This is a genomic window from Pseudomonas sp. LB1P83 (assembly GCF_054897885.1).
On record NZ_CM142709.1, the window covers coordinates 5340053 to 5366152 of the forward strand.

Genomic DNA, 26100 nt, shown 5'->3' on the forward strand with positions numbered 1-26100 from the left:
AGCCGCGCGGCAGCGGTTTGTCGCCGTGTTTACGATTTTCCTACAACTTTGCCTGACGTACGGCACCGCTTCGGGATTTGGCCATGGCCGCCAGTCGCACCGCCACGTTGGCCGCGCCATAACCGGCGTAGCCATTTTTACGCTGGATTATTTCAAAGAAGAACCGCCCTTCGAACGGCTCGGTGTAGACATGGAACAGCTCACCACCCTGGGCATCACGGTCATAAAGCACGTTGAAATACGCCAACTCACTGAGAAATTCATCGTCGAAGTCGAACCGGGCAGCGAGGTCATCGTAGTAATTGAGCGGGATGTCCAGCAGCGGCACGCCCGCCTCCTTGGCACGACTGACTTCGGCAAAGATGTCATCGCAGTCAAACGCGATGTGATGCACGCCGGAGCCGCGATAACTCGACAGCGCGTGTGAGATTGCGGTGTTGCGGTTCTCGGAAATGTTCAGCGGCAAGCGAATCGAGCTGTCACGACTGCGTAAGGCACGGCTCTTTACCAGGCCATACGGATCGGGCAACACCACTTCGTCGTCGGCTTCAAAATCCAGCAAGCTCTTATAGAACAGCACCCAACTGTCGAGACTGTCGGCGGGCAACGCCATTGCCATGTGATCGATGCGTTTGAGGCCACCACTGGCCGCGGCGGCCGGTTGCAGATTGAAGTCGGTGCCGTAGACATCAGCTTCCTGATCCACCAGATAGATCAGACTGCCATCTGGCGCGCGTACTGCAGCGAGTTCCAGTTCGTTGGGGCCAACCAGCCCGCGATACGGCTGACCTTTATAGGCCACAGCCCGCGCCAGCGCACTGGGGCTGTCCTTGACCCGCACGGCGGTGGCGCAAAGCGAAGGACCGTGAGCTTCGAAAAAACTGTGGGCAAACGAGTAAGGCTCGGAATTGAGGATCAGGTTGATATCGCCCTGACGCAACAGGCTGACGCTCTTGGAGCGATGTTGACCGGCCTTGACGAAACCCAGTCGCTCCAGCCAATGGGAGAGCTTGGCGCCAAGGCTCTCGTCCACTGCGAACTCGAGAAACTCGATGCCGTTGTATTCGCTGGCCTTGGGCGTCTCGAACAGAATGTCGAGGCTGGCTGCCGGTGTCGCTTCCTGCGCCAGACGCTGGCGGGTTTTTTCCTCGAGGTACAGCAACGAACGCAAACCATCGGCGGCGTTGGCCCGAGGCGGTGCGGCGCGGAAACCGTCGTTGAAGATTTCCAGCGACAGCGGCCCGGTGTAACCGCTCTTGATGATCGGTGCAAGGAAACCCGGCAAATCGAATTCGCCCTGGCCCGGGAAGCAGCGAAAATGTCGGCTCCACTCCAACACGTCCATGGCCAGAATCGGCGCGTCGGCCATTTGTACGAAGAAGATCTTGTCACCGGGAATCTCGGCGATCGCGCTTGGATCACCCTTGAGCGACAGCGTGTGAAAGCTGTCCAGCAACACGCCAAGGCTTGGATGATCGGCCTGACGGACGATGTTCCACACCTGTTGCCAAGTGTTCACATGCCGGCCCCAGGCCAGTGCTTCGTAGCCGATGCGCAAGCCACGCGCACCCGCGTGTTCGGCCAGCAGGCGCAAGTCATCGACTAAAATCTGCTCATCACCGATGGAGTCGGCCGAGGCATTGCTGCACACCAGCACCAGGTCGGTGCCCAGTTCCTGCATCAGGTCGAACTTGCGCTCGGCCCGTTCCAGATTGCGCGACAGGCGGTCGCGGCGGCAGCCTTCAAAGTCGCGGAACGGTTGAAACAGCGTGATCGCGATCCCGAGATCGGCGCACATCTGTTTGATTTCCCGCGGGCTGCCGTCGTAGTAGAGAAGGTCGTTCTCGAAAATCTCCACCCCGTCGAAACCGGCGGCGGCAATGGCTTCGAGCTTTTCCGGCAGGGTACCGCTCAAGGAAACGGTGGCAATGGAACGCTGCATGTTTCGACTCCCGGTGGTGGAGACAATCTTGTTAGAGGCATCGCCCCCTTTTTGTAGGAGCGAAGCTTGCTCACGAAGGCGATTTTGAGGACGCCATCGCCGGCAAGCCTGGCTCCTACAGGGACCGCGTTTATCTTGGGGGGAATTATTGGCCCGACGAACTCTCACAGCAATTCAAAGTGTACTACCCGGTTAGTTTTGCGTGCGATTATCGAACACAATGCCCATTGGTGAATTGACGATTTTTCGTCCACTGCCCAACATCGACGACACATTGAGTCCGGTCGCACACATCGGTCTCGGTGACCAAAGACCCAGAACACCACATAAAAATAATCGGTGGCCTACATGACTCCTTCTCAAAGCTCTCCCGTGGAGCGTTCCTCCATGACTCCTGCCTCCGGCGGCATCGGCGACAAGATCCGCGGCGCCATGGCGGTCGGCAAAACCCGTTGGGGCATGCTGGCGCTGGTGTTTTTCGCCACCACGCTTAACTACATCGACCGCGCCGCACTGGGCGTCATGCAGCCTATCCTCGCCAAGGAAATGAGCTGGACGGCGATGGACTACGCCAACATCAACTTCTGGTTCCAGGTCGGCTACGCCATCGGATTCGTGCTGCAAGGCCGGCTGATCGACCGGGTCGGCGTGAAGCGCGTGTTCTTCTGCGCGGTGTTGCTCTGGAGCCTGGCGACCGGCGCCCACGGCCTGGCCACTTCGGCGGTCGGCTTCATGGTCTGCCGATTTATCCTCGGTCTGACCGAAGCCGCCAACTACCCGGCCTGCGTGAAAACCACGCGGTTGTGGTTCCCGGCCGGCGAACGCGCCGTGGCCACCGGCATCTTCAACGCCGGCACCAACGTCGGCGCGATGTTTACTCCAATGTTGTTGCCGCTGATTCTTCACGTGTGGGGCTGGCAGGCCGCGTTCCTGTGCATGGCGTCACTGGGCGGGATCTGGTTGCTGTTCTGGGGTTTGAAGTACTACAACCCGGAAGAGCATCCGAGCGTGAAACAATCGGAATTGGACTACATCCAGAAGGAAGTCGAACCGGAACAGACCCGCGTACCGTTCTCGAAAATCCTGCGCATGCGTGGCACCTGGGCCTTTGCCCTCGCCTACTCCATGACCGCGCCGGTGTTCTGGTTCTACCTGTACTGGCTGCCACCGTTCCTCAATCAGCAATACAACCTGGGGATTAACGTGACCCAGATGGGTATCCCGCTGATCATTATTTACCTGACTGCTGACTTCGGCAGCGTCGGCGGCGGAATCCTCTCTTCGTTCCTGATCGGCCGCGGCATGAATCCGATCAAGGCGCGACTGTTGTCCATGTTCCTGTTCGCCTGCTGCATCATCGGCGTGGTCATGGCGGCGGGTTCCAGCAGCCTGTGGGTCGCGGTATTCGCCATCTCCTTGGCCATCGGTGCACACCAGGCCTGGACTGCGAACATCTGGAGCCTGGTAATGGACTACACGCCTAAGCACATGATGAGTACGGTGTTCGGCTTCGGCGGCATGTGCGCAGCCATCGGCGGGATGTTCATGACCCAATTGGTCGGCCATATCCTGACCATCACCAACAACAACTATACCGTGCTCTTCACCATGATTCCGGCGATGTACTTCATTGCCCTGACCTGGATGTACTTCATGGCGCCACGCAAGATTCCTACCGTTACCGAATAAAATCCCCTCCCTCGGCAGGCCTGATTCCAGGCCTGCCTTTTTGTTTTTCCTACCGACGACTCTGCTGCCACGCCGCCGCCAATCCGCTGCAGCAAATCACCGCGATCCCGATCACCGTGGTCAAGGTCGGTGTGTGGGAAAACAGCAGCCAGCCCAGCAAACCGGCGAAGACAATCTGGCAATAGCCAAACGGCGCCAACAGCGCAGGGGCGGCGTAGCGGAATGCCTGGGTCAGAAACAAGTGCGCCGTCATTCCGCACGCGCCCAGCGCCACCATCATGAAGCCATGCCCAACGCTCGGCATTTGCCAGAAGAACGGCACCAGTGCGCTCATCACCAAGGTGTTGCACAGGCCAGCGAAGAAGTTGCTGGTGGTCGGGCTGTCGATGTTGCTGAGCTTGCGAGTGAGTAACTGATAGAAGCAGAAAAACAGCGCCGAACAGAGCGGCAGCAGCACCGCTGGCGTGAACAGATCGCCACCAGGATGGACGATGATCAACACGCCGACAAATCCGCAGATCACTGCAATCCATTGACCACGCGTCACGCGCTCACCCAGCAGCGGCACCGACAGCGCGGTCACCAAAACCGGTGCAAGAAAGTTGACCGCCGTCGCCTCGGCCAACGGGATGTACTGCAAGCCGGTGGTAAAAAACAAACTGGTGCCCAACAGGCACAACGCCCTCACCAATTGCAGCATCGGCCGTTTGGTCCGTAGGACGCGCAGCCCGGATTGCGGCAGAAAAATCCCGGCCATCAACAAGGTGTGAACCACATAGCGGGCCCAGACCACCATTACGATCGGATAGAACCCCGAGAGGTACTTCGAAAAGGCGTCATGACTGGAAAACAGGAAGGTAGCGACGACGATCAGCAAAATCCCTTTGAAGGGTTGGTTTACGCCGGAGAGCGGAGTGCTTGCTGTCATGGGTATCCCTTGCGAAGTGAAACGTGTCGCTGGCGGCGAATTCCAATAATTTAGAACCTGGTTCCAGATTCCAACACAAGCATAGGCCGAAAGTGTTCGAATAACGCACGGTTTTCAACACGACCAACGATCAACTAGGAGTGAGCCTGTGGTGAGGGGATTTATTCCCGTTCGGCTGCGCAGTAGTCGTAAAAACGTTGCTTACGGTGGACCTGATCCAACATGACTGGCGATTTTGGGGCCGCTTCGCAGCCCAACGGGAATAAATCCCCTCACCACAGGCTCACTCCCACAATGGAGTTGTGCTGGATGAATTAACTGAACAACTCCGACGCCAGGCTCGCCGCCGACAATTCCTCGGCATACCTCGACAATAGCGGCGCCAACTCATGCAACCGCGCCCCCGGCATCCGCGCACTCGGCCCGGCGATGCTCAGCACACCGATCACCCGCCCCTCGCTCGGATGCCGCACCACCGCCGCGATCGCCGAGGTGCCCACCGCCGAGCTTTCCTCTACCCAGGCGTAGCCCTGCTCCCGCGCCAGACGCAGACGTTCCAGCAATTCGATGTTCGAACGCGGTGCATTCGGCCCAAGGTCTTCAGGCCGCTCGCCACCCTGGCGCTCCACCAGCGACAACGCCTCGGCATCACTCATGCACGCCAGCCACGCATGGCCCGACGCGGTATAGAACAACGGCGCATCACGGCCCATCTCCGGGTCGTAACGCAGGCCGGAACGAGCCCCCTGGGACTTGGCGATCCAGACCTGCCGCTCACCTTCAATCACCCCAAGACGCACCAGTTCCCCGGTTTCCTGGGCCAGGCGATCCAGCACGGGCTGAACGATATCGGCGCCGCTGCCCGACAGGTAACGGAAACCCATGGCCACCAGTTTGGTGGACAAGTGATACCGCAGGTTCTCCGGGTTCTGCCGCACGTAACCCAACCGGATCAGCTCCGCGAGCAAACGGTGGGTTGCGCTTTTGGGGATGTCCAGTTGCTCCGCGAGCATCTGCATCGGCAGACCACGAGGGTCACTGGTGAGGCTTTCCAGCACGCTGAAGACGCGTTCGATCTGACTGCCGGCCATGGGAGGTTCCACATACAATTTGCCTGATTCTAGAAGATGTACCGTGTAATGCGAAATCTGGAACCCGATGCTCGATAGACTCAGCGACTCGCTTACTTGATAAAAAACCACCCCCTGACGGAATTCGACGGGTTATCCATGTTCCTACAGTCAGCAAAGCCTACCGGCCAGTGCGAGAAGCCGGACAGCCGGACTGGCGCCGCCCCCACACACCAGCAACACTCATCACCACGGACAATCAGAGGATTCCCACATGCTATGGAAAAAAGGCCGACGCAGCGACAACGTGGTCGACGCCCGTGGTGATGGCGGCGGTGGCGGGGGGATGCGCTTTGGTGGCGGCAAAGGCCTGAGCCTGACCGCGATCATCCTGATTGTCGGGATCGGCTGGATCACCGGCCAGGACCCGATGCAAATCCTCGGACAACTGACCGGGCAAATGACCGAGCAATCGGCTCCGGCCACCAACCAGAGCAGCAAGGCCCCGCCGGCCAATGATGAAAGCGCCGAATTCGTGCGCTCGATCCTCGGCGATACCGAGGACACGTGGGGCCAGATTTTCCAGCAGGCGGGTCGACAATATATGAACCCGACGCTGGTGCTGTTCAGCAACCAGGTGAACTCGGCGTGCGGCCTGGCGACATCGGCGACCGGGCCGTTCTATTGCCCCGCCGACCAGAAGGTCTACCTGGACACGGCTTTTTTCCAGGAAATGTCGCAACGCTTTTCCGCCGCAGGCGACTTCGCTCAGGCCTACGTGATCGCTCACGAAGTCGGACACCACGTTCAGACGTTGCTCGGCGTTTCCGCGAAAATTCAGGCAGCCCGTCAGCAAGGCCGGCAGATGGAAGGTGATGGCGGACTGTTGGTGCGTCAGGAGTTGCAGGCCGATTGCCTGGCCGGTGTCTGGGCCAACAATGCACAGCAGCGGCTGAACTGGCTGGAACCGGGTGACATCGAAGAAGCCTTGAATGCGGCCAACGCTATCGGCGACGACCGCTTGCAACAAAAAGGTCAGGGCCGCGTGGTACCGGACTCGTTTACCCATGGCACATCGGCGCAAAGGGTGCGCTGGTTTAAAACCGGATTTGCGCAAGGCCAGGTGGGCCAGTGCGATACCTTTGCGGCGAAAACTCTGTAAATGAAAAATTGGCTGTTGATTGTGTTGTTCACGTGCGCAAGCACCCAGGCCGCGGAGCATGGCGTCAAGGAGCTCAGCCCCGGGCGATTGTTGTTGAAAGAAGGCGAGATGGCGGTGAGCCTCGGCCCGGCGCCAGCGAAAATCGAACGCGTGCTGATCATCATCCATGGTCGCCTACGCAACGCTGAAACCTATCGCCAAAGCGCCGAGCGCGCGGCGGAACTGGCCGGGCAAAGTGCAAGCACCCTGGTGATCGCCCCGCAGTTCCTCAACGAAACCGACATCGCGCTTCATCCGGTGGCGGACACGGTGTTGCGCTGGCAGGGCAATGACTGGATGGCAGGAGGTTTATCCACCGCTCCATTTGCGCTGAGCTCCTACGCGGCCCTCGATCAAATCATCGAGAGAATCAGCGACCGTCGGCAGTTTCCGGATGTGAAGCAAATCATTATCGCCGGGCACTCCGGCGGCGCTCAGGTGGTTCAGCGCTATGCGCTGCTGGCGCGTGAGCAACCGTCCCTGACGGCCGCCGGCGTGAAGCTTCGCTACGTCGTCGCCAACCCTTCGTCCTACGCGTACTTCAATGAGCAGCGGCCGGTGGCGTTCAACCATGCGGCGTGTCCCGGTTTCAATCGCTGGAAGTACGGGCTGACGGATTTACCCGTTTATGCCAGTGGGCAAACGGCACCGCAAATTGAAGGCAATTACGTCAAACGGGACGTGACTTATCTGCTCGGGCAGCAAGATACCGATCCGCAGCATCCGGCGCTCGACAAAGGTTGTGAGGCCAAAGCCCAGGGTGCTTATCGTCTGGTTCGCGGGCAGAATTTTTTTAATTACCTGCTGCGTCGGAATCCGAAAGGGGTCAATCAGCGGCTGGTTGAAGTGCCGGGGGTTGGGCATAACGGGGATGGGATGTTGACGTCGCCGGAGGGGCAGAAAGTTTTGTTTGGTCAGTAAGTTTTGTATCGCCTGATCTGACGCCTTCGCGGGCAAGTCGGATCGCCGCACCGCTCGCTCCTACAAGGGTGCGCGCAACCCTGTAGGAGCGAGGCTTGCCCGCGAAGGGTCCCTCAAGCGGAGAGCATCTCCCGCAACACCCCACAATCCGCCGCATGCCAATCCGTCAGCTCAGGCCACGGATTATCCGGCAAATTCACCAACACCGTCCGCGCCCCCGCCGCTCGACCGCAATCCAGATCAAAGCGGTAATCACCGACCATCACCATCTCGCTCGCCCGCACGTTCCAGGACTCGGCCAACTTCAGCAAACCACCGGGATGCGGTTTTGGCGGTGCTTCATCACGCCCCAGCACATCCTCCACGGCAAAGCAGTCAGCCAGGCCGATTGCCTCCAGTGTCACGTGCGCCAACTCCCGGGCATTGCGCGTGAGAATGCCCAGGCGATAACCGCGCCCGGCCAACTCACGCACCAGCTCCACTGCACCCGGCGCCGCTTTCGAACCCAGCGCCAGGTCCCGTTCGTGCTCCAGCAGCCACGCATGTTTGGCGGCCGCTTCGTCGGCCGGCAGCGCGGCGAGGTGGGTCAGGATGTCGTCTTCGGCCGGGATCGCCAACGCCACGCGAATCGCCGCGAAGTCATGCACGGCCACCGTCAGGGTGCCGTCCATGTCGAACACCCAGTGCCGCACCTCGGCCAGGCTCATGCCCAATCCTTGCGGTGGCGAATCAAGCCTTCCTGAGTCACCGAAGCCACCAATTGCCCGGCACGATTGAACACGCTGCCACGTGTGAACCCGCGAGAGTTGCCGGCCCACGGGCTGTCCATCGCGTACAGCAACCAGTCATCGGCGCGAAGATCCGCATGAAACCACAGCGCGTGATCGAGGCTGGCGACCTGCATGTCTTTCTGCCAGACCGATTTGCCATGGGGCTGCATCGAGGTGGTCAGCAGACCGAAGTCCGAGGCGTAGGCCAGCAGGTATTTGTGCAGCGCCGGCGAATCGGCCAAGGCACCGTCGGCGCGAAACCAGACGTACTTGACCGGATCGGACGGTTGCGGGTTGTAGGGATCTTTCTCGGTGATCGGTCGGAATTCGATCGGTTTGGGGCACAGAAACTTTTCGCGCATGTGCTCGGGAATCAGGTGCGCACGCTGTTGGGTGAGCTCCAGTTCCGAGGGCAGGTTTTCCGGGCCGACCACGGTCGGCATCTGTGCCTGGTGCTCGAAGCCTTTTTCGTCGTACTGGAACGAGGCGCTGCAAGTGAAGATCGGGTTGCCCTTCTGGATCGCCGTCACCCGACGCGTGCTGAAACTGCCGCCATCACGCACCCGGTCAACCTGATACACCACGGGCAACGCAGAATCGCCCGGGCGCAGGAAATAGCCGTGCATCGAATGCACATGGCGCGCTTCTTCGACTGTCTGACTGGCCGCCGACAGGGATTGACCGATCACCTGACCGCCGAACAACTGACGAAAACCCAGGTCCTGACTGCGGCCACGGAACAGGTTTTCTTCGATCGGTTCCAGGGTCAGCAAGTCGACCAGATCATCCAACACTTGGCTCATTCAGACTCTCCTCACACAAAGCATGCCGCGCAGTCTTGGCTGCGACGGTCGATTCAGTTTATGGCCAGGGCCCATGGCAGCCATTGTAAACGTCCGTGCCTGCTTATCCATGCAAGGTTTGCAGCCATTGTTCACGGGTGATGCGATACAACACATGGTGACGCAGGGGATGATCGGCCGCGAGCTTGGGATGTTCAAAATCATCGGCTGAATCATGGTGCATGCCGATCGCCTGCATGACTTTCTGCGACGGCATGTTGGTTACAGTGGTGAACGACACGACTTCTTTCAGCGGCATCCGGTCAAACCCGCAGCGCAGAGCGGTCCACGCCGCTTCACTGGCATAACCCAGGCCCCAATGCTCGCGCGCCAGGCGCCAGCCGATTTCTGTGGCCGGGGTAAACGGGGCGTCGAAACCGACCACACCGAGGCCGGTAAAACCGATGAATGCCCCGGTGTCTTTACGCTCCAGCGCCCAGAGACCGAAGCCATGCTCGGCAAAATGCCCGCGAACCCGTCCGATCAGCGAAGCACTTTCGAGACGACTCAAAGACGCCGGAAAATAGCGCATGACCTGTGGATCGGCACACATCGCCGCAAACTCCGGCAAATCCTCATCGCGCCACTGCCGCAACAGCAGTCGCGCGCTCTCGAGTTCCAGTATCGGCTCCATCGTGTCCTCCCCTTTCCATGCCGCAAGTCTACAACGCTGGTAGGATCCTTCACTCATTCCTGCCTGAATTCGTTATGCCGCTGCCGCTGATTTACCACGAAGACTACAGCCCCGAGTTCCCGGCGGATCACCGCTTCCCCATGGACAAGTTTCGCCTGCTGCGCGATCACCTGGTGGACAGCGGCCTGACCAGGGACGCCGACCTGCTGCGCCCGGAACTCTGCCCCCCGGAGATTCTTGCCCTCGCGCATGACGCTGCCTATATCGAACGCTACATGAGTGGCGAGTTGTCCCGCGAAGACCAGCGGCGCCTAGGCCTGCCGTGGAGCGAAGCGCTGGCCCGGCGCACAGTACGGGCGGTCGGCGGTTCGTTGCTGGCGGCGGAACAGGCGCTGGAACACGGGCTGGCCTGTCATCTGGCCGGAGGCACCCATCACGCGCATTACGACTATCCGGCGGGGTTCTGCATCTTCAATGACCTGGCGGTGATCAGCCATTTCCTGCTGGAAAGCGGTCGTGTGAATCGGGTGCTGATCTTCGATTGCGACGTGCACCAGGGCGACGGGACTGCACGGATTCTGCACAACACCCCGGACGCGATAACCGTTTCCCTGCACTGCGAAAAGAATTTTCCTGCACGCAAGGCTGAAAGTGACTGGGACATTCCGCTGCCCAAAGGCATGGGCGATGCCGATTATTTGAAGGTGGTGGACGATGCGCTGAATTACTTGCTGCCGCTCTACCAACCGGATCTGGTGTTGTATGACGCCGGGGTCGATGTGCATAAGGATGACGCACTCGGTTACCTGAAGCTGACCGACGAAGGCGTGGCCGCTCGGGATGAAAGCGTGATGCGCCATTGCCTGGGGCGGGATATTCCGGTGGTCGGGGTGATCGGCGGCGGCTACAGCAAGGACCGCAAGGCCTTGGCGCGCCGCCACGGCATCCTGCATCACAGCGCGCAACGGGTCTGGCAGTCATCAGGTTGTCATTGAGACGTGAGTCTTTACCCACAATGCCTGTGGAACTGCCTGTGGATAACCTGAGTGAAAGGTCCTGCAGACCATGGCGTACTTAGCCTGCAACTCGGTGGTTGTTTTTTAACCACCTATTTTGAAACCACGAAAATCAAATGTGGGAGTGAGCCTGCTCGCGATGAGGCCTTCACATCCAGCATCGATGTCGATTGACCCACCGCTTTCGCGAGCAGGCTCGCTCCTACAGGGGGCCGGGCTGATAGAATGCCCGGCTTATTCCGCCATACCGCAGCGCATTCCATGACTCAACCCTCGACTCCCCTCCCCCCTCAAGTCGCCATCATCGGCGGCGGCCCCGCCGGTCTGATGGCGGCCGAAGTGTTGAGTCAGGCCGGGATCAAGGTCGACCTGTACGACGGCATGCCATCAGTGGGGCGAAAATTCCTGCTGGCCGGTGTCGGCGGCATGAACATCACCCATTCCGAAGCCTACCCGGCGTTTCTCTCACGCTACGCCGAACGCGCGCCGCAGATTGCACCGCTGCTTCGCTCATTCGGCGCTGATGCCTTGTGCCAATGGATTCATGACCTGGGCATCGAAACCTTCGTCGGCAGTTCCGGCCGGGTGTTTCCGACCGACATGAAAGCTGCGCCCCTGTTGCGTGCCTGGCTTAAACGCCTGCGAGAGGCCGGCGTGGTTATCCACACCCGCCACCGTTGGCTCGGCTGGGATGACAACGGTGGATTGCGCATCAACAGCCCCGAGGGCGAAAAAATCGTCAAGCCTGACGCCACCTTGTTGGCCCTAGGCGGCGGCAGCTGGTCACGCCTCGGATCAGACGGCGCGTGGACGCTGCCACTGGAACAGCGCGGCGTAGGATTGATGCCGCTGCAACCGAGTAATTGCGGCTTCGAGGTGCAGGCCTGGAGCGAATTGATGGTCAGCAAATTCGCCGGAGCGCCGCTGAAAAATATCGCCATCGGCCTCAATGACGACGTGCCGCGCTTGGGCGAATGTGTGATCACCGCGACCGGGATTGAAGGCAGTCTGATCTACGCCCTTTCGGCGCCGATCCGCGAAGCCATCAACCAGCACGGCTCGGCGACCCTTCACCTCGACCTGCTGCCGGGTCGGCCTGTGGATAAAGTGCAGGCTGCGCTAAGCAAACCGCGTGGCTCGCGCTCCATGTCCAAACATCTGCACAGCCAGCTTGGAATTGATGGTGTGAAAGCGGCGCTGCTGCGCGAACTCACGCCGGCCGAACGCTTCGCTGATCCTGCGGTGCTGGCCAAAGCGATCAAGGCGTTGCCCCTGACGTTGGTGAAAACCCGTCCGCTGGACGAGGCCATCAGCAGCGCCGGTGGCGTGATGTTTGAGTCGATGGATGAACGTTTGATGCTCAAGCAATTGCCTGGCGTATTTTGCGCGGGGGAAATGCTCGATTGGGAAGCGCCGACGGGCGGCTATCTGCTGACCGCGTGTTTCGCCAGTGGGCGAGCGGCGGGGTTGGGGATGGTGGAGTGGTTGAAGCGCAAGGGCTGAAGACCGAGGCGCACCCTTCGCGGGCAAGCCTCGCTCCTACGGATTGGTGGTGCTCTTGTAGGAGCGAGGCTTGCCCGCGAAGGCGTCCTGACAGACGCCGAAGCTTTTTAAGGCTTACGCTTACGGGGCCCGGTATTGAACACAGGCACTTTGCGCACAGGCTTGATCGAAGGCTCAGGCGCCGAAGCATCCCCGCTCTCCACCCACTTGCCCAGGTTGCGTTTACCGCCACCGGACGTCTTCGGCTTCTTCGGTTTTTTCGGCTTCTTCACCACCTGACCGCTGGCATCGGTATCCGGCACCCGATGCTCTGGCTCGAAGTCATGTTCCATCTGCCGAGGCAACGTCTGACGGGTCAACGTCTCGATGGCCGACAGCAGATTCACTTCATCGGCGCACACCAGCGAAATGGCCTGCCCAGTTGCACCCGCACGGCCGGTACGACCGATCCGATGGATGTAGTCCTCTGCCACGATCGGCAGGTCAAAGTTGACCACCAACGGCAAGTCTTCAATATCCAGACCACGGGCCGCCACGTCAGTGGCGACAAGAATCTGCACTTCACTGGCCTTGAACCGGTCCAGCGCACGCTGGCGGGTTGCCTGTGGTTTGTCTCCGTGGATGCCGTCGGCGTTGACGCCCAGGCCCTGGAGTTTTTCCACCAGCGCGTCCACGCCATTGCGGGTCTTGGCGAACACCAGCACCTGCTTCCACTTGCCCTTGCGCAGCAGGTGAATGAACAGCTCCGGCTTGCGCTTTTTGTCCACCACCACGACCCATTGTTTGACGGTGCTGGCGGCGACGTTGCGCGGGCTGACTTCGATGCTCAACGGATCGTTAAGCATTTGCCCGGCCAGCAAACGGATCGCGTCGGAGAAGGTCGCGGAGAACAACAGCGTCTGACGCTGCTTTGGCAGCACGCGGTAAATGTTCCCCAGCTCCTCGGAAAAACCGAGGTCGAGCATGCGATCAGCTTCGTCCAGGATCAGGGTTTGCAGCTGATTGAACTTGAGGGCCTTCTGGCGATACAGGTCGAGCAAACGACCCGGGGTCGCCACCAGCACGTCGACACCTTTGCGCAGCTTCATCATTTGCGGGTTGATGCTGACGCCGCCGTACACCGCGTAAGTGCTCAGCGGCAGGTTCTCGGCGTACTGACGCACGGCTTCGTGAACCTGTTCGGCCAGTTCGCGGGTCGGCACCAGGATCAGGGCGCGCACCGAGTTGGAGGCAACTTTCGGCCCTTCCATGGCCAGCAACTGCAGCAGCGGCAGCGCGAAACCGGCGGTCTTGCCGGTGCCGGTCTGGGCGGCGGCCATCAGGTCGCGACCGGCCAGCACCGCCGGAATGGCTTGCGCCTGAACCGGCGTCGGGGTCTGGTAGCCGAGCGTCTCGAGAGAGCGCAGCAAGGGTTCGATCAGGCCAAGGGTGGCGAAAGTCATGGGATTACCGTAGGAAAATTCAGCGCGGTTGTGCAAAACGAGTGTGCAATGGCGCGCAGTTTACCCTAATTCACGCTCGATTCTGTCTGCACCACGGCAGCAGGTCGTTCCGGAGCCCGGCGCCACTGCGGCAACCCGATCAACACCACGGCGCTGATAATCACCAACATGGCCAGCGCTTCTTCGATCCCGATGGTCTCGCCGACAAACACGATCCCCAGCAACACTGCGACCGCCGGGTTGACATAGGCATAACTGGTGGCCGCCGCCGGCCGCACGTTTTTCAACAGATACATATAAGCGTTGAAAGCGATGATCGAGCCGAAGAAGGTCAGGTAGGCCAGGGCCGCCCAGCCTTCGATCGGCGGCATGGCCTCCAGATGTTCACCGCTCAGTGCACTGCCGATCAACAGGACCACGCCGCCCACCAGCATTTCCACGGCACTGGCCATCGCGCCCTGAGGCAGCGGCAAGTGTTTGCTCCAGACTGAACCGAAGGCCCAGGAAGCCGCCGCGAATATCAGCAATGCGGCGCCCAGCGGGCTCGATTGCAGGTTGGAGCCGAGGTTGAGCATGGCGATACCGATCAGCCCGAGCACAATCCCGGCCCATTCGAGACGGGTATTACGCGCGCCCCAGAAATAGCCGCACAGCAAGGTAAACAACGGCACCGTCGCCACCGCCAACGCAGCAACACCGGAGGCGACCCCCGTGTGTTCAGCCACGCTGACCGCACCGTTACCGCACGTCAGCAGCAAGATCCCGATGATCCCGGCGGCTTTCCACTGCGCCCAGGTCGGTGCCGGTGCTCCGCGCCAGCGTAGGAAGGCGTACATCAACGTCCCGGCGATCACGAAACGGATACCGGCGAGCAGCAACGGCGGCCAGTACTCCACGCCGATGCGAATCACCAGGTAGGTCGAACCCCAAATCACGTACAACGCGAAAAAGGCGGCGATCAACGGTAAGGGAAAACGACGTAAGCCAGACATGGGCAGCTCGATGACAGGACGATGTGAACAGCTATTCTAGAAAGGCCAGCGGCGTAAAATAAGTTACAAAACCTGTTTATAGCGCCGGTACACTTTTCAAAACACGGAGATCAGCGTTATAAACCGTGTTTTCGTAAGTCAGTCATTTTTCAGGAATACGACCATGGATAAATACGACCGCATGCTCCTCAGCGCCCTGCTGGAAAACGGTCGTGCGTCCTACGCCGACCTGGCGCGCAAGGTGAATCTGTCCGCCCCGGCCGTGGCCGAGCGCGTGGCCAAACTCGAAGCCTGCGGGGTGATTACCGGTTACCAGGCGAAAGTCGACATGGCCAAGTTGGGGCTACCGATCCAGTGCGTGATCGAACTGCGCCTGAACCAGCACGGCAACCAGAAGGCCTACGACGACCTGATCAAAATCCCACAGCTAACGGAATGCCACAGGGTGACGGGGGATCCGTGCGTGATCATGCAAGCGGCGGTCGGGTCGATGCCGGAGTTGGAAGAGTTGATCAATCGGATTGCCAAGTTCGGGTTCAGCAAGACCTCGATCGTGCTGTCGAGCGCCATCGAAAAGCGCGTGCCGTTGGGGCAGTTGGAAGGCAATGGTAAGTAGCGATGCGGATGACGCCTTCGCGGGCAAGCCTCGCTCCTACAGGATTTACGCGGGCCGAATGAACACCGCAAAACCTGTAGGAGCGAGGCTTGCCCGCGAAGAGGCCCGCCAGAACACCACAAATCCTAAAACCCGCGATGCCGCTTGAGATGCTCATTGATCTTCGCCGCCGGCACTTTCTGCAAGCTGACCAGCAGATCATGGGACAACTCGCGCAACCCATGCTTCTGCCGCAACTCCTGCGCGAGATGCGCCGTCAGGTTGGCCGCCATCTCGGCATCGGCCATGGCGCGGTGAGCCTTGCCGGTATTGGGCAGGCTGGCGAAAGTGGTGAGGGTGCCGAGTTTGTGGTTCGGTGCGGCGGGCATCAGGCGGCGGGCGAGTAGCAGCGAGCAGGCGAAGTTCTGCAAGCGGGTGCGTTTGATGCGGCCCAGTTCGAAGTCCCAGAACTTCTGGTCGAACGCGGCGTTGTGCGCCAGCAGCGGCGTGATGCCGACGAATTCGTTGACCTCGTTCATCACCTGCTCGGCCGATGGCGCGGTGCGCAGCATGGCATTGCTGATGCCGGTGAGTTGTTCGATGAAGGCCGGGACGCGCACGCCGGCGTTCATCAAGCTCTGGTAACGCTCGACGATGCGCCCCTGTTCAAGGATCACCACGGCAATTTCCGTGGCCCGGCAGCTGCTGCTCGGGGAGATCCCGGTGGTTTCAAAGTCGATGACTGCTATGCGTTCCAAACCTGTTTCAACTCCGTAAAAATCAATTCTTGAGCAGCAACGCGCCTTCGATCGGCACGTAGCGGCTGGCGGCGCGGATCAGCGAGTTGGCGGTCAGGCCCGGCACGCCGTAGGCCACGGCTTGCACGCCGTGCTTGGTGATGATGCGTTCCAGCAGCATGTCGAAATCACCGTCACCGGAAGCCAGCACCACTTCGTCGACATGATCGGCGGCGTCCATGATGTCGAGGGTGATGCCCACGTCCCAGTCGCCTTTGGCCGAGCCGTCGCTGCGCTGGATGTAGGGTTTGAGCTTCACGATGAAGCCGAGGTTGCGCAGGATCTGCTGGAATTGCTGCTGCTTGCTGTCGCCGCGATCGATCGCGTAGGCATAGGCCTCGACGATCTCGCCCTGTTTGCTGATGTCAGCCCACAGCGCGGCATAGTTGAAGTGGCAACCATAGGCCTGACGCACGGTGTAATAGAGGTTCTGGACATCGGCGAACACTGCGATTTTTTTCACCGTGCATCCTCTTTGGCGCAGTTGCGCGCAGGCTGGGTCAGGCACCAGGCCCGAAAAGTGGCCCAGTATGCCAGCCTGAAGGATTGTTCCGCGAATAATCGGCCATGTGGCGAGGGAGCTTGATCCCTCGCCACAGATGAATCAGACGAAGGAGTCGTCGTCGCCACCAAAGAACGATGAACTGTCATCGCTATAGTCGGCGTCGGTAAAGCCGCCCTGATCACTGGAGTTGTCAGCTACACGCTGCTCATCGCCCCAGCCTTTATCACCGCTCTGATCGTTGACCTGAGCCGGCTCTTCCTTGATGACTTCCGCCACTTCCGGTTGCTGATTGTGCTGGAACAGGCTGCTGATGCCTTGCGCCAGCATCACGCCACCGGCCACGCCAGCCGCGGTTTTCAGCGCACCGCCGAGGAAGCCGTTGCCAACAGGTTGTTGTTGCGGCGCGTAATTCTGCTGAGGTGGCGCTGCACCAAAGTTTTGCTGTGGCGGCTGCGAGTTGACCGACGGCCGCCCCGGCTCACGCCATCCACCATTGGAGGGCGGCGCGCTCTGCGTCGGTGCCGGTTGCGGATCGCGGGAACCGCCACCGAAGATGCTCGACAGGAAACCACCGCTGGCGGGGGCGGGTGCCGGCGCCTGAGTCTTGGCCGATTGCAGTTCGGCCTGCAATTGCTGCACTTGCTGAGCGAGTTGCTTGTTCTGTTCGTCGAGGCTTTTGATGGCGGCTTCTTGCACCAGAATCGCCTGGGTCATGAAATAGCCTGCCGCAGGTTGGCGAGTCAGGTGTTCCTTGATCCGCGCCTCAGCCTGGGCGTCGCGTGGGGCTGAATCCGTTTCGGCCTGTTGCAGCCGGGAAAACAGTCCATCGATCAGGGTTTGTTCTTCGCTGTTCATGGCGACCTCGTAGATTGCCGGGAATATCGTCGTCCTCCTCCACTGTGGATGAGGTACACAACCCTAATGGAGGTTGATGCAGGATGTTTCAATGGTCTTTACCGAACGTTTACGTTTGCGCCCCAAAGGGCTTCATCGGTTAAAGTGGGCCACTGCTTTCAACCTGCGATACCGACTGATGAATTCGTTAGATGTGCTGCGTGACTCTCTGTATTTCTTCAAACGCAATCTGGGCCAGATTGTGCGGCTGTGCCTGCCGCTGGTGATCTTCGAAGCGCTGCTGCAACAAGTCGTCGACCAGTCCACCGAGCCGGACAGCTTTCCCGGTATCAGCGTGATGGTCGGCTTGCTGGTGTATCCGCTGTACACCGCCGGGCTGATCCTGTTTCTCGATGCCCGCAGCCGTGGCGAATCGCCGAGCAACCGCGAGCTCCTGTCGAGGTCGGCCTACCTGTGGCCGCGCTTCGCCCTGCTCACAGCCCTCAACACCTTGCTGATCCTGATCGGGTTGTCGCTGTACTTCCTGCCAGGCATCTGGCTGATGGTGACCCTGGCGTTTGGCGAGTACCTGCTGGTGCTGCGCGGCCTGGCCCCATTGGCGGCGATGAAGGAAAGCCTGCGCCTGACCCGCGGCCATTTCCTGCGCATCCTGGTGTGCATCCTGTGTGTGATGGGCCCGTTGTGGGTGCTCAAAGGCGCGACCCTGGCGATTTACCCCGAGCCGCAGAACCCGGTGATTTCCCTGCTGATCGACAGCGCGCACAGCTTTTTGCAACTGTTCACCAGCGTGGTGTTGTTTCGGTTGTTCATGCTGATCGCCGATGCGCCGGAAAAGATTGATCGACCTCTTTAAAAGAACAACACGATCCCTTTGTAGCAGCTGGCGAAGCCTGCGTCCGGCTGCGAAGCAGTCGTAAAATCAGTCATCACGGTGCATCAGGCAAACCGCGGGTGCCGGTTTTGCGACTGCTGCGCAGCCGAACGCAGGCTTCGCCAGCTACAGGGTCATGTGGTATGGCTTATTGATGGGCATGCCGTTTATGCTCGGGCTCATCTTTTGTAACGCTATAAGCCGAGCCATGACCCGTCTACTGCGCTACACCCTGCTGGGCCTGCTGATCGCGGCAAGCCTGATTGCCTTGCTGGTCTACAACCTGACCTGGCGTCCCGAATCCAAGGAAGCATTGCCGGTCGGCTGCAGCACTCAGGCGCCCACGCTGGTACCCGGCCAGGCGCTGAAAGTGATGACCTGGAACGTCCAGTACCTGGCGGGTAAACGCTACGTGTTCTGGAATGATCAGGCCGAAGGCGATGACGAAAGCCCCACCCCCGAAGACATGGCCTTCAGCCTCGATGAGGTGGCGCGGGTGATTCGCGACGAGCAACCGGACGTTGTGCTGTTGCAGGAACTGGATGACGGCGCCAAGGCCAGCGATTACCAGAACCAGTTCAAGTTGCTTCAGGAACGGGTCGCCGACCTTTATCCGTGCAGCGCTCACGCCTTCGACTGGAAAGCCGATTTCGTGCCGCTGCCGCACATCCTCGGCAGCGTCGGCCGGCAACTGGCCACCCTCAGCCGTTTCCAGATCGAACACGCCGAACGCCTGCAATTGCCGGTCGCGTCGGCTAACCTCATCAGCCGTCAATTCAAACCGAAAAACGCTTTGCTGGTGACATACCTGCCGTTGAGTGACGGTGGGCAGATCGCCGTGCTCAATACCCATCTGGACCGAGCCATCCAGCCCGACGAGACCCTGCAAGCCCAAGTGACCGCAGTGGCCAAGGTGCTCGACAAGCTTGAAAGCCGTGGCACCCCGTGGTTGATCGGTGGCGACTTCAACCTGTTGCCGCTGGGCCAGTATCGACGCCTGCCCGACGAACAACGCACGCCCTACTCCGTCGACAGCGCACTGCATGTGCTGTGGGACAAATACCCGATGATCCCGACCAACAACGAAGCCAGCGGGGTCGATCGGGCACGGTGGCTGACCCACTACCCGAATGATCCAGGCTTGAACGGCCCGGACCGGACGGTTGACTACCTCTTCTACAGCCCGCGGATCAAACGGGTCGAGGCCATGGTGAGGCAGGACGACACCTTGCGCATCTCCGATCATTTGCCGGTGATTGCGCGGTTTCTCCTGCCGGCAATCCCTTAGATGACGCAAAACCTGTGGGAGCGAGCCTGCTCGCGATAGCGGCGGGTCAGACGACATCACCATTGCCTGACACACTGCAATCGCGAGCAGGCTCACTCCCACAGGGATTGTGCATGGCTGGCATCAATGTTCTTCCTCCAGCTCATCATGCAATAGCCCGAAGATCCTGCGCTTCATGTCGATGAACGAGCGCTCCATGACCATGTCCAGGGTCCGTGGGCGTTCGATCGGCACGTCCAGAATCTGCTTGATCCGACCCGGCCTGGCGCCCATCACGTAAACCCGATCACCCAACAGAATCGCCTCGTCGATATCGTGGGTCACGAACAGCACGGTCTTCTTGCTGTTGCCCCAGACCCGCAACAACAGCTGCTGCATTTGCAGGCGCGTCTGGCTGTCGAGCGCGCCGAAGGGTTCGTCCATCAGCAGGATTTGCGGGTCATTGGCCAGCGCCCGGGCAATCGCCACACGCTGCATCATGCCGCCGGACAGCTGCCTGGCGTAGTTGTCGGCGAAGCCGGTGAGGCCCACTTCATCGACGTAATAGTCGACGATTTCCTTGCGCTGAGCGGCCGCCATGCCGCGCCGCTTGAGGCCGAATTCGACGTTCTGCCGCACGGTCAGCCACGGGAACAATGTGTAGCTCTGGAACACCATGCCGCGATCCGCACCCGGCCCTTGCACTTGCTGGCCGCCGACGTAGATCTCGCCTTCCGTGGGCTCATTCAGGCCGGCGGTGAGGTACAGCAGACTCGACTTGCCGCAGCCCGACGGCCCGACCAGCACGGCGAATTGTTGATCCGGCACTTCGAACGACACCTGCTCGAGCGCTGTGAACATGCCGCCGTCAGGTTTCTGATAGCGCAGGCTGACCTTGTCCACTTGCAGCCGTGGCGCGGCCTGCACCGGGGCGGCCGTGGGTGTGACGAAACGCGGGTTGACGGCGCTTACTGAGCCCATGCGGCGATCCTCAGACGTAGAAAACGGAACAGTTGATCGGTGACCAGGCCCAGCAGGCCGATGATCGCGATTGCCAGGAAAATCACATCCACTTGAAAGCCGCGCATAGCTTTAAGGCTCAAGTAACCCAGGCCACTGGAAGCGGCGACCAACTCGGCGACCACCAGATAGGTCCAGGCCCAGCCCATGGTCACGCGCAGTGTGTCGAGCACACCCGGCAACGACGCCGGAGCGATGACATGCAGCACCGCATCGCGGCGAGTCGAACCCAAGGTGTAGGACGCGTTGATCAGGTCCTTGGAGATGCCTTTGGAGACGTCCGCGATCATCACCAGTTGCTGGAAAAACACACCGAAGATGATCACCGAGACCCGCTGCTCCAGACCGATGCCGATCCACAGAATGAACAGCGGCACGAACGAGGTGACCGGCAGGTAGCGGATGAAATTGACCATCGGCTCAAGGAACGCCTGGACGATGCGAAAGCTGCCCATCAGCAGCCCCAGCGGCACCGCCACCAGCGACGAGATGATGAAACCGACCATCACCACTTCGAGACTGGCCCACACGTGCAAACCGAGGGTGCCGTCGCGGCTCAGGCGCACGGCGGCTTCAACCACCGCGCCCGGTGTCGGCAGGAACATGCCCGGCACCACGCCACCGTAAGACAACCCGGCCCACAGGCCGATCAACAACACCCAGGCCAGACCGCTCGCGCTCCAGATCACCTGCACCGGCAGGCCGGTCTTGGGCGTGATGCAGCGGCTCAGCCATGAATTGCGCTTGAACATGCGGACCTCCTACAGCGGGCTGACGAAGCGGTTGTCGATCAGGTCGTCATTGCTGACGTTGTAGGGTTTGCCCTGCAATTCGCTGGCGGTTTCGTTGGCCAGTTTGATCAGCCGTTCGCTGTCGCCCGGTTTGCCCGGCGAGCCGAGGAGTTTTTCACTCATGGCCTGATCGTAGAAGCGCACGCCTTTCGCGGCGGCGGCCAGCTCCTTCGGATCGGCGAGGTAACCGCCGACGCCCTTGGCCATGATTTTGTAGGCTTCTTCCGGATGGTCCTTGGTGTACTGCACCGCTTTGTAGAGACCGGCGACCAATGCCTTGACGTCTTCCGGTTGTTTCTCGATGACCGTGCAGTTGAGCGCGACCACGTCGACAATCACCCCTGGGGTACTGCTGCTGTCGATCAGCACTTTGCCTTGCTGCTTGTTGCGAACCATCGACAGGTGCGGCTCCCAAGTTACGGCGGCCGGCACACGACCGGCGATGAACGCGGTGGCGGCGTCGTCAGCCGTCATGTTCTGCACGGTGATGTCGCTCATGCTCATGCCGTGTTTTTTCAGCAGATAAGAGAGCCAGAACTGCGAGGTCGACCCTTCGTTCACCGCCACGGCTTTGCCTTTGAGCTCCTGCAAACTTTTGACGTCCTTGCCCACGAGCACGCCGTCGCCACCATGGCTGTCATCGAGTGCGGCGACGGCTTTGAAACAGAATTGCGGACGGTACTTGAGCACTTCGTCGATGGTCGACGCCGAGCCCGACAACTCGCCCGACGCCTGGGCGGCCATGTACATCGAAGCCTCTTCGACGACGGGCAATTCGACGGTCAAACCACCTTCCTTGAAGTAGCCCAGGTCCTGGGCCAGGTAGAGCGTGCCGTAACCGACCCACGTGGTGTGACCGATGGACAGGGTGCCGGCCTGGGCGCTGGTGGCGACCGTCGCGGCGATGGCGGTGACCGCCAGTGGATGAGCGACGCGGGTAAGCAAGGACTTGATCATGGAGCACTCCCAAAGCTGTTGATTTAGTTTTGTCATGGGCAGTACGGCCAGTGGCCTTGGATAAGCGCTGCCACGGGTGGCCTCTGATGGACCTTTTTGTGGGCAGCGTTCGGCTGACTGGCGAGGTCGATGTTGGACCAGGACCGGGAATAGGAAAATCAGGAAATATGTCGTTGGGAGTGATGAAAAAACTGGGTAGCGTGCGCCGTAAAAGGGCGGGATTGGCGGGGGGTGCACGGGGTGGGTGCAAAAGGTTGAAAATGGGTTGAGTCGGCTATAGCTTTCGCGGGCAAGCCTCGCTCCTACAGGGCTTATATCGGCCTCTGAATTGGGCACGACACATAACCTAGTAGGAGCGAGGCTTGCCCGCGAAGAGGACCGCAGAGCGCTACAAAATCAAAGCCGGCCGTATTCCTGAGCCGTACGATCCACTGCTTTCAGGGTTTTGCCAACAAGCTCATCAACCTCTTCCCGAGTGGCAATCAACGCCGGCGCCATGATCATCCGCCCCAGCGTCGAGCGAATGATCACCCCTTCCTCAAAGCCGATCGTGCGGCAACGCCAGGCAATGTCGTTCTCGTTGGCAAAGCGCTTGCGACTGCTTTTGTCCTCGGCCAACTGCAACGCCGCCACCATGCCGACACCCTGAATATCACCCACCAACGGGTGATTGCCGAACACCTCACGCAAGCACTGTTGCAGGTACGGCCCGATGTCATCCTTGACCCGCGTCACCACCCCTTCATCGCGCAACGCCTTGAGGTTGGCGATGGCCACCGCCGCGGCCACCGGGTGCCCGGAATAGGTCAGGCCGTGGGCAAATACCCCGCCCTGCTCCACCAGCACCTGAGCCATTTTCTTCGACAAGATCAAGCCGCCCATGGGGATGTAACCGGAGGTCAAACCCTTGGCGATCGACAGGGTGTCCGGCTCGAAACCGAAGTGCTCGTGAGCGAACCATTCGCCGGTACGACCGAAGCCGCCGATCACTTCGTCGGCGCACAGCAGCACATCGTACTTGCGGCAGATCCGCTGAATTTCCGGCCAGTAACTCTCTGGCGGGAAGATCATCCCGCCCGCGCCCTGAAACGGCTCGGCGATGAACCCGGCGACCTTGTCCGCGCCCAGTTCGAGAATCTTCGCTTCCAGTTGCTGCGCCGCCCGCAAACCGAATTCGGCCGGGGTCAGGTTGCCCTCGTGGGCGAAAAAGTACGGCTCATCGATGTGTTCGATGTCGGGGATCATGCCGCCCATTTCATGCATGAATTTCATGCCGCCGAGCGCCGTCGCCGCCAGGGTCGAGCCGTGGTATCCGTTCCAGCGGCCGATCATGATTTTCTTCTCGGGCTTGCCGAGGATCGTCCAGTAACGACGCACAGTGCGGATCAGCACCTCGTTGGCTTCGGAGCCGGAGTTGGTGTAGATCGCGTGGCTGTAGTGCCCCGGCAACAGGCTGAACAGCAGCTCAGAGAGTTCGATCACCTGCGGGTGGGTGGTGTGGAAAAACATGTTGTAGTACGGCAATTGCTCCAGCTGTCGGGTCGCCGCTGCCGCCAGGTCCTTGCGGCCGTAACCGAGGTTGGTGCACCACAGCCCGGACATGCCGTCGAGGTAACGCCGACCATCGTTGTCCCACAGGTGCAGGCGCTCGCCACGGACCATCACCCGGGGTCCTTCGTCGTTGAGCGCTTTCTGATCGACGAATGCGTGGATGTGGTGCGCAGCGTCGGCGGCCTGGTAGTCGCGGGTTTCACGTGGTGTGGTCATCGCCAGTTCTCCGTTTTGTTATTAGCGCAGCTGAAACCAGGTGGTCTTCAACTGGGTGTATTTATCGAATGAGTGCAACGACAGGTCGCGACCGAAACCGGACTGCTTGCCGCCGCCGAAAGGCACGGTCACGTCGAGCGCATCGACGCTGTTGACCGACACCGTGCCGGCTCGCAATTGCCGCGCCACGCGGTGGGCGCGGTTGAGGTCGTCGGTCCACAGCGACGCGGCCAAACCGTAGACGCTGTCGTTGGCCAGCTGCAAAGCGTGGGCCTCATCATCGAACGCCGTGACCGCCAGCACCGGGCCGAACACTTCATCGCGAAACAGCGGCATGTCCGGGCTCACGCCGGTAAAAATCGTCGGCTGAATGAAATTGTCGGAACCGTTGAAGATCGACTGCCGACCACCACACACCTTGGTCGCGCCCTGGCGATCTGCCTGCTGGATAAACTTCATGATGCGCGCGGTCTGGCGGCTGTCGACAATCGCCCCGGCGCTGCTCGACGGGTCCAGCGGATCACCCGGCTGCCAGCGCTCGGCTTGCTCTTTGAGGCGCTCGACGAACTCATCATGGATCGAACGCTGCACCAGCAACCGCGAGTTGGCCGAACAGACTTCGCCCTGATTGAAGAAGATGCCGAACGCGGCTTTCTCGGCGGCCAGATCCAGGTCCTGGCAATCGGCGAACACCAGATTAGCGCTCTTGCCGCCGCACTCCAGCCACACCTGTTTCAGGTTCGATTGCGCCGAATACTGCATGAAATATTTGCCGACTTCGGTCGAGCCGGTGAACACCAGGCAATCGACGTCCGGGTGCAAACCGAGGGCTTTGCCGGTCTGTTCACCGAGGCCCGGCAGCACGTTCAGCACACCCGGTGGCAGGCCGGCTTCCAGCGCCAGTTCGGCCAGACGCAAGGCGGAGAACGGTGATTGCTCGGCGGGTTTGAGGATCACCGAATTGCCGGCCGCCAACGCGGGTGCGAGTTTCCACGCGGCCATGTCCAGCGGGAAATTCCATGGCACCACGGCGGCGACCACGCCCAGCGCTTCGCGGGTGATGGTCGCCAGCACGTTCTGTGCGCTCGGGGCGATTTGGTCGTAGAGTTTGTCGAGGCTTTCGGCGTACCAGCGAAACACCCCGGCGGCGCCCGGCACGTCGATGTTGTAAGCGTCCATCACCGGTTTGCCCATGTTCAGCGAATCGAGCAGCGCCAGTTCTTCGCGGTGGGTCATGATCAGATCGGCCAGACGCAGCAGCACTTGCTTGCGCTCGCTCGGTGAACGCGCCGACCAGGTGCCGGCCTCGAACACTTGCCGCGCATTGTGTACCGCCGCGTCCACGTCTTCATCACCGCAAGCGGTCACGTTAGCCAGGCGCTGGCCGGTGGCGGGGTTGATCGCCGTGAAAGTCTGCCCCGACTGCGCCGAACGGGGGTTGCCGTCGATCACGGCCTGATCGGGAAACCGCAGCGAGACGGCTTTGTTTTGCCAATATGCAAGCTCGAACACGTTCAGATGCTCCATGGGCTTTTCTTGTGTTTTGGATGGTGGCCCAGGCCCGAGTCCAGTAAAAATAGTAAAAATGTCTTCGCAGACCATGAAAAAACTGGGCAGCCAATCTCCCCGGTGGCGCGGTATGTGGTTATTGTTCAAACACAACAACACCGTCGTCAGAACGGATGCAGTCGGCGCAAAAATTGCCTGGATGTCGAGTCCATCCAC

The 26100-nt window shown here is 60.4% G+C and carries 24 protein-coding genes; 8 read left to right on the top strand and 16 right to left on the bottom strand.

Annotation, left to right across the window (positions count from 1 at the left end; all coding sequences use genetic code 11):
- Window positions 1-40: 40 nt before the first annotated feature.
- Entirely contained in the window at window positions 41-1942 is a 1902-nt protein-coding gene (gene quiC, locus ACYZTY_RS24455; RefSeq protein ID WP_461955818.1) for a 3-dehydroshikimate dehydratase QuiC, read from the bottom strand.
- 387 nt (window positions 1943-2329) lie between these two features.
- On the opposite strand from quiC, the gene ACYZTY_RS24460 reads away from it, so the two are divergent.
- A complete protein-coding gene (locus ACYZTY_RS24460; protein ID WP_461955819.1) occupies window positions 2330-3631 on the top strand; it encodes an MFS transporter in 1302 nt (433 codons plus the stop codon).
- 49 nt (window positions 3632-3680) lie between these two features.
- On the opposite strand, the gene ACYZTY_RS24465 is transcribed toward ACYZTY_RS24460, so the two are convergent.
- Both ACYZTY_RS24465 and ACYZTY_RS24470 read right to left on the bottom strand, forming a co-directional pair.
- Entirely contained in the window at window positions 3681-4559 is an 879-nt protein-coding gene (locus ACYZTY_RS24465) for a DMT family transporter (protein WP_461955820.1), read from the bottom strand.
- A 314-nt stretch (window positions 4560-4873) separates the two neighbouring features.
- Window positions 4874-5650 (bottom strand): IclR family transcriptional regulator, encoded by a 777-nt coding sequence (locus ACYZTY_RS24470; RefSeq protein WP_461955821.1) that lies wholly within the window; start codon window positions 5648-5650, stop codon window positions 4874-4876.
- Window positions 5651-5903: 253 nt separating this feature from the next.
- On the opposite strand from ACYZTY_RS24470, the gene ypfJ reads away from it, so the two are divergent.
- The gene (ypfJ, locus tag ACYZTY_RS24475; RefSeq protein WP_461955822.1) at window positions 5904-6791 is read left to right on the top strand and encodes a KPN_02809 family neutral zinc metallopeptidase; all 888 of its coding nucleotides are present in this window, start codon (window positions 5904-5906) and stop codon (window positions 6789-6791) included.
- A complete protein-coding gene (locus ACYZTY_RS24480) occupies window positions 6792-7751 on the top strand; it encodes an alpha/beta fold hydrolase (protein WP_461955823.1) in 960 nt (319 codons plus the stop codon).
- A 113-nt stretch (window positions 7752-7864) separates the two neighbouring features.
- On the opposite strand, the gene ACYZTY_RS24485 is transcribed toward ACYZTY_RS24480, so the two are convergent.
- The 3 genes from ACYZTY_RS24485 to ACYZTY_RS24495 form a co-directional block, all read right to left on the bottom strand.
- The gene (locus tag ACYZTY_RS24485) at window positions 7865-8458 is read right to left on the bottom strand and encodes an HAD family hydrolase (RefSeq protein WP_461955824.1); all 594 of its coding nucleotides are present in this window, start codon (window positions 8456-8458) and stop codon (window positions 7865-7867) included.
- The gene (tesB, locus tag ACYZTY_RS24490; protein ID WP_461955825.1) at window positions 8455-9324 is read right to left on the bottom strand and encodes an acyl-CoA thioesterase II; all 870 of its coding nucleotides are present in this window, start codon (window positions 9322-9324) and stop codon (window positions 8455-8457) included. The genes ACYZTY_RS24485 and tesB overlap by 4 nt, the downstream gene beginning before the upstream one ends.
- Before the next feature lie 103 nt (window positions 9325-9427).
- A complete protein-coding gene (locus tag ACYZTY_RS24495; protein ID WP_461955826.1) occupies window positions 9428-9997 on the bottom strand; it encodes a GNAT family N-acetyltransferase in 570 nt (189 codons plus the stop codon).
- Window positions 9998-10071: 74 nt separating this feature from the next.
- On the opposite strand from ACYZTY_RS24495, the gene ACYZTY_RS24500 reads away from it, so the two are divergent.
- Window positions 10072-10992 (top strand): histone deacetylase family protein, encoded by a 921-nt coding sequence (locus ACYZTY_RS24500; RefSeq protein ID WP_461955827.1) that lies wholly within the window; start codon window positions 10072-10074, stop codon window positions 10990-10992.
- Between the two features lie 282 nt (window positions 10993-11274).
- Complete coding sequence (locus tag ACYZTY_RS24505; RefSeq protein WP_461959395.1) at window positions 11275-12516, top strand: TIGR03862 family flavoprotein; 1242 nt, start codon at window positions 11275-11277, stop codon at window positions 12514-12516.
- Window positions 12517-12623: 107 nt separating this feature from the next.
- Here ACYZTY_RS24505 and ACYZTY_RS24510 read toward each other — a convergent pair whose 3' ends face one another.
- Together ACYZTY_RS24510 and yedA are read right to left on the bottom strand one after the other, a co-directional pair.
- Window positions 12624-13958, bottom strand: a complete 1335-nt coding sequence (locus tag ACYZTY_RS24510) for a DEAD/DEAH box helicase (RefSeq protein ID WP_461955828.1) — start codon at window positions 13956-13958, stop codon at window positions 12624-12626.
- A 65-nt stretch (window positions 13959-14023) separates the two neighbouring features.
- Complete coding sequence (gene yedA, locus ACYZTY_RS24515; RefSeq protein ID WP_461955829.1) at window positions 14024-14950, bottom strand: drug/metabolite exporter YedA; 927 nt, start codon at window positions 14948-14950, stop codon at window positions 14024-14026.
- A gap of 163 nt (window positions 14951-15113) precedes the next feature.
- Between yedA and ACYZTY_RS24520 the strand changes: the two genes are divergently transcribed.
- Window positions 15114-15566, top strand: coding sequence for an Lrp/AsnC family transcriptional regulator (locus ACYZTY_RS24520; RefSeq protein ID WP_008149219.1), 453 nt, complete (start codon window positions 15114-15116; stop codon window positions 15564-15566).
- 125 nt (window positions 15567-15691) lie between these two features.
- Here ACYZTY_RS24520 and ACYZTY_RS24525 read toward each other — a convergent pair whose 3' ends face one another.
- The 3 genes from ACYZTY_RS24525 to ACYZTY_RS24535 form a co-directional block, all read right to left on the bottom strand.
- Window positions 15692-16303 (bottom strand): 3'-5' exonuclease, encoded by a 612-nt coding sequence (locus ACYZTY_RS24525; RefSeq protein WP_017340916.1) that lies wholly within the window; start codon window positions 16301-16303, stop codon window positions 15692-15694.
- Window positions 16304-16325: 22 nt separating this feature from the next.
- Window positions 16326-16805: a LabA-like NYN domain-containing protein gene (locus tag ACYZTY_RS24530; protein ID WP_010467410.1), complete on the bottom strand. Its 480-nt coding sequence runs from the start codon at window positions 16803-16805 to the stop codon at window positions 16326-16328.
- Window positions 16806-16946: 141 nt separating this feature from the next.
- Entirely contained in the window at window positions 16947-17702 is a 756-nt protein-coding gene (locus ACYZTY_RS24535) for a DUF2076 domain-containing protein (protein ID WP_461955830.1), read from the bottom strand.
- Window positions 17703-17880: 178 nt separating this feature from the next.
- Here ACYZTY_RS24535 and ACYZTY_RS24540 point away from each other — a divergent pair, with 178 nt between their 5' ends.
- The gene (locus tag ACYZTY_RS24540; protein ID WP_461955831.1) at window positions 17881-18555 is read left to right on the top strand and encodes a YciC family protein; all 675 of its coding nucleotides are present in this window, start codon (window positions 17881-17883) and stop codon (window positions 18553-18555) included.
- A 226-nt stretch (window positions 18556-18781) separates the two neighbouring features.
- The gene (locus ACYZTY_RS24545) at window positions 18782-19861 is read left to right on the top strand and encodes an endonuclease/exonuclease/phosphatase family protein (protein WP_461955832.1); all 1080 of its coding nucleotides are present in this window, start codon (window positions 18782-18784) and stop codon (window positions 19859-19861) included.
- 123 nt (window positions 19862-19984) lie between these two features.
- On the opposite strand, the gene ACYZTY_RS24550 is transcribed toward ACYZTY_RS24545, so the two are convergent.
- The 5 genes from ACYZTY_RS24550 to ACYZTY_RS24570 form a co-directional block, all read right to left on the bottom strand.
- Entirely contained in the window at window positions 19985-20821 is an 837-nt protein-coding gene (locus tag ACYZTY_RS24550; RefSeq protein ID WP_461955833.1) for an ABC transporter ATP-binding protein, read from the bottom strand.
- On the bottom strand, window positions 20809-21612 hold the full coding sequence (locus tag ACYZTY_RS24555; RefSeq protein ID WP_461955834.1) for an ABC transporter permease: 804 nt from the start codon (window positions 21610-21612) through the stop codon (window positions 20809-20811). The genes ACYZTY_RS24550 and ACYZTY_RS24555 overlap by 13 nt, the downstream gene beginning before the upstream one ends.
- Before the next feature lie 9 nt (window positions 21613-21621).
- Complete coding sequence (locus tag ACYZTY_RS24560) at window positions 21622-22608, bottom strand: ABC transporter substrate-binding protein (RefSeq protein WP_461955835.1); 987 nt, start codon at window positions 22606-22608, stop codon at window positions 21622-21624.
- A 396-nt stretch (window positions 22609-23004) separates the two neighbouring features.
- Entirely contained in the window at window positions 23005-24375 is a 1371-nt protein-coding gene (locus tag ACYZTY_RS24565) for an aspartate aminotransferase family protein (RefSeq protein ID WP_461955836.1), read from the bottom strand.
- A gap of 21 nt (window positions 24376-24396) precedes the next feature.
- Window positions 24397-25887, bottom strand: coding sequence for an aldehyde dehydrogenase (locus ACYZTY_RS24570; protein WP_461959396.1), 1491 nt, complete (start codon window positions 25885-25887; stop codon window positions 24397-24399).
- Window positions 25888-26100 lie beyond the last annotated feature (213 nt).